5 protein-coding genes and 1 rRNA gene are annotated in these 6,148 nt (G+C 73.2%); 1 reads left to right on the top strand and 5 read right to left on the bottom strand.

The window, feature by feature from the left end; translation table 11 throughout:
- Positions 1-160 precede the first annotated feature (160 nt).
- A 5S ribosomal RNA gene (gene rrf, locus ACFW47_RS05145) occupies positions 161-277 on the top strand.
- 106 nt (positions 278-383) lie between these two features.
- On the opposite strand, the gene ACFW47_RS05140 is transcribed toward rrf, so the two are convergent.
- Genes ACFW47_RS05140 through ACFW47_RS05120 form a run of 5 tightly spaced genes read right to left on the bottom strand, consistent with a single transcriptional unit; the run spans position 384 to position 6,015 of the window.
- A complete protein-coding gene (locus tag ACFW47_RS05140; RefSeq protein WP_386288477.1) occupies positions 384-1,694 on the bottom strand; it encodes a DUF58 domain-containing protein in 1,311 nt (436 codons plus the stop codon).
- Positions 1,694-2,683 (bottom strand): AAA family ATPase, encoded by a 990-nt coding sequence (locus tag ACFW47_RS05135; protein WP_386288479.1) that lies wholly within the window; start codon positions 2,681-2,683, stop codon positions 1,694-1,696. The genes ACFW47_RS05140 and ACFW47_RS05135 overlap by 1 nt, the downstream gene beginning before the upstream one ends.
- Positions 2,683-3,903 carry a DUF4350 domain-containing protein gene (locus tag ACFW47_RS05130; RefSeq protein ID WP_386304804.1) on the bottom strand — a complete coding sequence of 407 codons (1,221 nt, stop codon included), beginning with the start codon at positions 3,901-3,903 and terminating at the stop codon, positions 2,683-2,685. The genes ACFW47_RS05135 and ACFW47_RS05130 overlap by 1 nt, the downstream gene beginning before the upstream one ends.
- Positions 3,900-4,682 carry a DUF4129 domain-containing protein gene (locus ACFW47_RS05125; RefSeq protein ID WP_386304803.1) on the bottom strand — a complete coding sequence of 261 codons (783 nt, stop codon included), beginning with the start codon at positions 4,680-4,682 and terminating at the stop codon, positions 3,900-3,902. The genes ACFW47_RS05130 and ACFW47_RS05125 overlap by 4 nt, the downstream gene beginning before the upstream one ends.
- Positions 4,683-4,686: 4 nt before the next feature.
- Positions 4,687-6,015 carry a glycerophosphoryl diester phosphodiesterase membrane domain-containing protein gene (locus tag ACFW47_RS05120; protein WP_386304801.1) on the bottom strand — a complete coding sequence of 443 codons (1,329 nt, stop codon included), beginning with the start codon at positions 6,013-6,015 and terminating at the stop codon, positions 4,687-4,689.
- Positions 6,016-6,148 lie beyond the last annotated feature (133 nt).

The following is a 6,148-nucleotide window of genomic DNA, read 5'->3' as shown; positions in this document are numbered from 1 at the left end:
GTTGATAGGCCAGATATGGAAGCGCCGTAAGGTGTGGAGTTGACTGGTACTAATAGGCCGAGGGCTTGTCCTCAGTTGCTCGCGTCCACTGTGTTGGTTCTGAAACCACGAACAACCCCGTCCATGGTCACGGACGGTGCGGTTGAGAGTTTCATAGTGTTTCGGTGGTCATAGCGTAGGGGAAACGCCCGGTTACATTCCGAACCCGGAAGCTAAGCCTTACAGCGCCGATGGTACTGCAGGGGGGACCCTGTGGGAGAGTAGGACGCCGCCGAACAATTATTGCGAGAGAGCCCCGCACCGGGAACGGTGCGGGGCTTTCTGCATTTCAGGGGTAAGAACCGCTGGGGTGGCGGGGCGGGAGGGGCCCGCCGTTTCGCCGTTCACAGGCGTCCTGTCGCCTTGAGCTCCAGATAGGCGTCGGCCAGGGCCGGGGCCAGTTCGTCAGGGGTCGCGTCGACGACCGAGACCCCGTGCCGGCGGAGTTGCTCCGCGGTGCGGTACCGCTCTGCCTGTGCCTGCGCCGCCGCCGCGGCTCCATAGACGGCGTCCGTGTCCCCACGGGCCTTGGCCATCCGGGAGATGTGCGGATCGGCCACCGACGCCACGAGGACGGTGTGGCGCTGGGTGAGTTGCGGCAGGACGGGCAGGAGGCCCTCTTCGATCGGGGCCGCGTCGAGTGTGGTCAGGAGGACGATCAGGGAGCGTCGGGGGGCGGACCGGAGCGCGGTGGCGGTGAGACCGCGTGCGTCGGTCTCCACGAGCTCCGGTTCCAGGGTCGCCATCGTGTTGACCAGGGAAGGGAGTACGTCGCCCGCCGTGCGCCCCTGGACGAGGGCGCGTACGCGACGGTCGTATGCGAGAAGGTCGACGCGGTCGCCGGCGCGGGAGGCCAGTGCGGCCAGGAGCAGGGCGGCGTCCATGGACGCGTCGAGGCGCGGGGCGTCGCCGACGCGACCGGCGGAGGTGCGGCCGGTGTCGAGGACGAGCAGGATGTGCCGGTCACGTTCGGGGCGCCAGGTGCGTACGGCGACGGCGGACTGGCGGGCCGTGGCGCGCCAGTCGATGGAACGGGTGTCGTCCCCGGGGACGTACTCGCGCAGGCTGTCGAACTCCGTTCCCTGCCCACGGGTGAGCACGCTGGTGCGGCCGTCGAGTTCACGAAGGCGGGAGAGCTTGGAGGGGAGGTGCTTGCGGCTGGTGAAGGGAGGAAGGACACGCACCGTCCAGGGGACGCGGTGAGTGCCCTGGCGGGTGAAGAGGCCCAGGGGGCCGAAGGAGCGGATGGTGACCCGGTCGGCCTGCCGGTCGCCCCGGCGGGTCGGGCGCAGGCGGGTGGTGACGCGTCGGCGTTCACCGGCGGGCACCGTCACTCGGTGGCGGGAGGCCGCCGTCTCCGTGCCCCGCTGCCAGCTGCTGGGGGGCCAGGCGTCTCGCAGGTGGGCCCGGAGCGGGCGGCTGGACGGGTTGGTGACCGTCAGGGTGACGTCGGCGGTGTCGCCCAGGCGCGTCGAGGTGTCGCCGGAGCGGGTCAGGCGCAGGCGTCGTACGGGGGCGGCCAGAGCGAAGTCGCAGGCGCAGGCGACGGCGAGCGGACCGTTGACGGCGAGGATGCCGGTCCAGCTCGGGTCCCAGATGCCGACCGGGAGGGAGCCCAGGGCCGCGAGGAGCGCGGCGCGTCCGGTGACTGCCATCAGCGGGGGACGGGGACGTGGGCGAGGATCGCGTTGATCACGGAGTCCGTGGTCACGCCTTCCATCTCGGCCTCCGGGCGGAGCTGGACGCGGTGGCGGAGGGTGGGGAGGGCGAGGGCCTTCACGTCGTCGGGGGTGACGTAGTCGCGGCCCGTCAGCCATGCCCACGCGCGGGCCGTCGAGAGCAGCGCCGTGGCTCCGCGCGGGGAGACGCCGAGGGTGAGGGACGGCGACTCGCGGGTGGCGCGGCAGATGTCGACGACGTAGGCCGTGATCTCCGGGGAGACGGACGTCTTGGCGACCTCCGCACGGGCGGCCTCCAGGTCGGCGGCGCTCGCGACGGGGCGTACGCCGGCGGCGCGCAGGTCGCGCGGGTTGAAGCCGGAGGCGTGGCGGGTGAGGACGTCGATCTCGTCCTGGCGGGAGGGGAGGGGGATGGTGAGCTTGAGGAGGAAGCGGTCCAGCTGGGCTTCCGGGAGGGGGTAGGTGCCCTCGTATTCGACCGGGTTCTGGGTCGCCGCGACCAGGAAGGGTTCCGGGAGGAGGCGGGGGGTGCCGTCGACGGTGACCTGGCGTTCCTCCATGGCTTCGAGGAGGGACGACTGGGTCTTGGGCGGCGTGCGGTTGATCTCGTCGGCGAGGAGGAGGTTGGTGAAGACCGGGCCGGGCTGGAAGGAGAACTCGGCGGTGCGGGCGTCGTAGACCAGGGAGCCGGTCACGTCGCTCGGCATGAGGTCCGGGGTGAACTGGACGCGCTTGGTGTCGAGTTCCGTCGCGGCGGCCAGGGCGCGGACGAGGAGGGTCTTGGCGACTCCGGGGACGCCTTCGAGCAGGACGTGGCCGCGGCACAGGAGCGCTACGACGAGGCCGGTGACGGCGGCGTCCTGGCCGACCACGGCCTTGGCGATCTCGGCGCGCAGGGCTTCAAGGGCGGCGCGGGCGTTGCCCGGGTCCCCGGTCTGCCCGGCGTTGTCAGTGGTCGGGTCCATCATGGACGACGTACCTGCCTTTCGAGGGCGTCGAGTTGGTCGGCGAGGACGATGAGGGCCGCGTCGTCGCCGGGCGGCGGGCCGAAGAGGAGGGTGTGCAGGGACTGTCCGTCGCCGTGTTCGCCGTGGAGGTGGGCGGACAGGGCGGGGAGCAGGGCCTCGGGCGTGTGCGCCTGGGCGACGGGGGTGCCTACGAGGGGGGCGAGACGGGTGCGGGTAGCGGAGCGAAGAGCGGTGGCCGCACGGTCGCGGGCGTTGGCCTTGCGGTAGAGACGGGCGCGGCCTTCGGCGGTTTCGGAGGCGCGGATCGCGACGGGGAGTTTTTCGGGCACCAGGGGGCCGAGCCGGCGTGCCCGCCACAGGGCCGCGAGGGCCGCGGCGATGAAGAGTTGCAGGGTGCCCCAGAGCCAGCCGGAGGGGAGCAGGTCGAAGAAGCTGCGTTCGTCGTCCGGGGCCGTGGTGTCGGAGACCGAGGGGAGGTACCAGACCAGGTGGTCGCGGGAGCCGAGGAGTTGCAGGGCGAGCGAGGCGTTGCCGTGCTCGTCGAGGTGGTTGTTGTAGAGGATGTCGGGGGCGCCGAGGACGACGGTGTCGCCCGGGGCGCCCTCCCCGGCCGCCTCTCCCGACGGGTCGGGGACGCGGAGCAGGGTGGCCAGGCGTCGGCTGGGGTAGCAGGCGTCGGCCTCGATGTGGCTGCTGCTGTAGCGGATGCCGCCCGTGTCGGCGGTGCCGGCGCGGCGGGCGGCGGGCAGGTCGCAGGCGGGGGCCAGTGTCGAGTCGAGGCTGAGGGCGGGGTCGGCGGTGACGCCGGGGGCGAGGCGTTCGACGGCGGGGCCGCCCGGGGCCACGAGGAGGGTGCGGCCGCCGGAGCCTTCGGTGGCGGAGTGCAGCTGTGTCTGCTGGCGTTCGGTCAGGAGGTCGGGGACGGCGACCAGCAGGGTGGTGTCGGGGCCGGCGGCGGCGCGGGCGTCGTCGAGGGTGGTGACCACGCGGGTGGACACGCCCCGGTCGGCGAGGAGTTCGGCGACGGCCCGGCTGCCGTAGGGGTCGGCGGAGCGCGGGTCGAGTTCGCCGTGCCGGGCGTCGGAGCGGACGACGGCGATCGCGACGGCGCCGGCGAGCAGGACGACGAGCGCGAGGGCGATGCCCCGGGCGCGGGTCCACACCTGGCGGGCGCTGGGCGAGGCCGAGGTGGTGGGAAGCGTGGCCTCGGTGGTCATTCGGCGGCTCCCGGGCGGGTGTCGCGGTCCGGGGCGTCGGCCGTCCCGCCGGCCGCGCTGGTCGCCAGTTGCGGCTTGCTGCGTTCCAGGTCGCGGTCGAGTTCGGTGAGTCGCCGGTACGACTGCTCGGTGCCGGGACGTCCGCCGTACGTGACGTCGTCGAAGTCCCGGGCGGCGGCGCGCAGCCGCCCGCCGTGGTCTGGCAGGGCGCGGCCCGCCTCGCGGGCGGCCTCGTCGGCGGTACGGCCGGGACGGACGTCGAGGAGGGCGCGTTCCTCCAGGGCGCGGACGATGGCCCGCATGCGTTCCTGGACGGCCTGGTTCCAGTGGCTCTGGGCGGCGTGCGCGTCGGCCGCGGCCCGGTGGTCGGCGGCGCTGCGGGGGCGGTCGTCGAACAGGGCGGGGGCGGAGACCGGCGTGCGGCGGGGAGTGCCCAGGCGCCACCAGAGGGCACCCAGCACGGCCAGGACGGCCACGATGATGACGATCAGCCCGAGTGTTCCACCGGGTGTCGCGGTGGACGCGCGGTTGAACAGCTCGCCGATCCAGTCCCAGAAGGCGTTCAGGGCCCGTTGGAACCAGCTGGGGTCGTTCTCGTGGTACATCCGCTTGGACAGCTCTCGCCGCGCGGCCTCTCGCGCCGGGTCGCGCGGGACGGTCACCGGCGGTTCGTCGCCGGAGTGCGGCAGCGACAGCACGGGGCGGCCGCCGGTGTGCGGCACCGTCCGTGCGGCGGTGCGGGACAGCACCTCCGTGATGATTCCCCCCGCCCGGCTCACCGCATCAGCTCCCCGGGATGGCGCCGGGAGCGCCGTTTCCCTGGGCTCCGGCGGCGCGGGCCAGCTCCAGGTCGAGGGCCTCGCGGCGGATGCGCTGGTCGATGTAGAGCAGCACGGTGACGCCCGCCGTGATCGGGAACGTGATCATCGAGCCGATCACGGAACCGATCCCGCTGACGATGAGGAAGGTCCAGCCGAGGTTCCCGGTGCCTTCGATGAAGCCGCCGACGCCGTCGCCGCTGAGGGCCGCGGCCAGGAAGGCGAAGGGGATCACGATGATCGACGCGACGACGTTCGCGATGATCGTCGCGAGCAGCTGGATGCCGAAGACCCGCCACCAGGAGCCGCGCACCAGCTTCGTGGAACGGCTCATCGCCTTCTTGATGCCCTGCTTCTCCAGCATCAGCGCCGGGGAAGCCAGCGAGAAGCGGACCATGAGCCACACCGCGACGACGCCGCTCGCGAGGAAGCCCAGGATGGTCAGGGCCAGGCCGGCCCCGCCGGCGCCCGTGGCCGCGACCACGAGGCCCGGGGCCATGCCGGCCGTGACGATACCGGCGACGATCAGCAGGAGCAGGACGATCAGGCCGAACAGCCTGAGCACCTGCGGGCGGGCGTCCCGCCAGGCCTCGCCCATGGTCACCTTCCTGCCGAGTACGGCGCGGCTGGTGACGGTCGTCAGCAGGGCGGTGGCCAGGACGGTGCCGATCAGGGAGATCAGGAAGATGACACCCGAGTTGACCGTGGTGTCGGCCATGGCGTCGCCGAGTTCGCTCAGCGTGGCGTCGGGGTCGTTGAGGGCCTCCGAGCCGACGTCGTCCAGGACGAGGCCCTGGAGCAGCACGACGATGATCTCCGTGAAGACCGCGACGGTCAGCGAGATGCCGAGAACCGTGCGCCAGTAGGTGCGCATGGTGGAGACGGCGCCGTCGAGGATCTCGCCGACGCCCAGCGGGCGGAGCGGGATCACGCCGGGCTTGGCCGCGGGCGGGGGACCGCCCCAGCCGCCTCCCCAGCCGCCGTGGCCACCGGGGGGAACGTAACCGCCGTAGCCGCCGCCGTAGCCGCCGCCGGGACCTCCGGGAGGCGGGGTGCCCCAGCCCGCGTTGGGCGGGGGCGGAGGCGGAGCCTGTCCGGGGCCCGAGGGGGCGGACCACTGGCCGGGGGGCGGCTGCTCCTTGGACCACTTCGTGCCGGGGCCCGTCGCCTCCGTGCCCGGCTGGTCCGCGGGCTGCGCGGGCTGGTCGGGGCGGTCGGCGGGGCCGGACGCGCCGGGCTCCCGCCCGTCGGACGGGGCGGATCCGGGCGAGGCCCAGCCCGGAGTGTCGTTCATCGTCGCTCCTTCACGGTGCCCGTCCGCGGTCGCGGCGGCAGGTTGGCAGCCATCGTGCCATGGGGTGCTCCGGTGCGGACCGGGCGCGGTATGGGGTGCGCACCTTCAATTGTCCGCCGGACAGGGGGCAGAC

Source organism: Streptomyces sp. NPDC058796, assembly GCF_042745235.1.
Taxonomy (GTDB): domain Bacteria; phylum Actinomycetota; class Actinomycetes; order Streptomycetales; family Streptomycetaceae; genus Streptomyces.
This window is presented reverse-complemented; position numbering and strand designations above follow the sequence as displayed.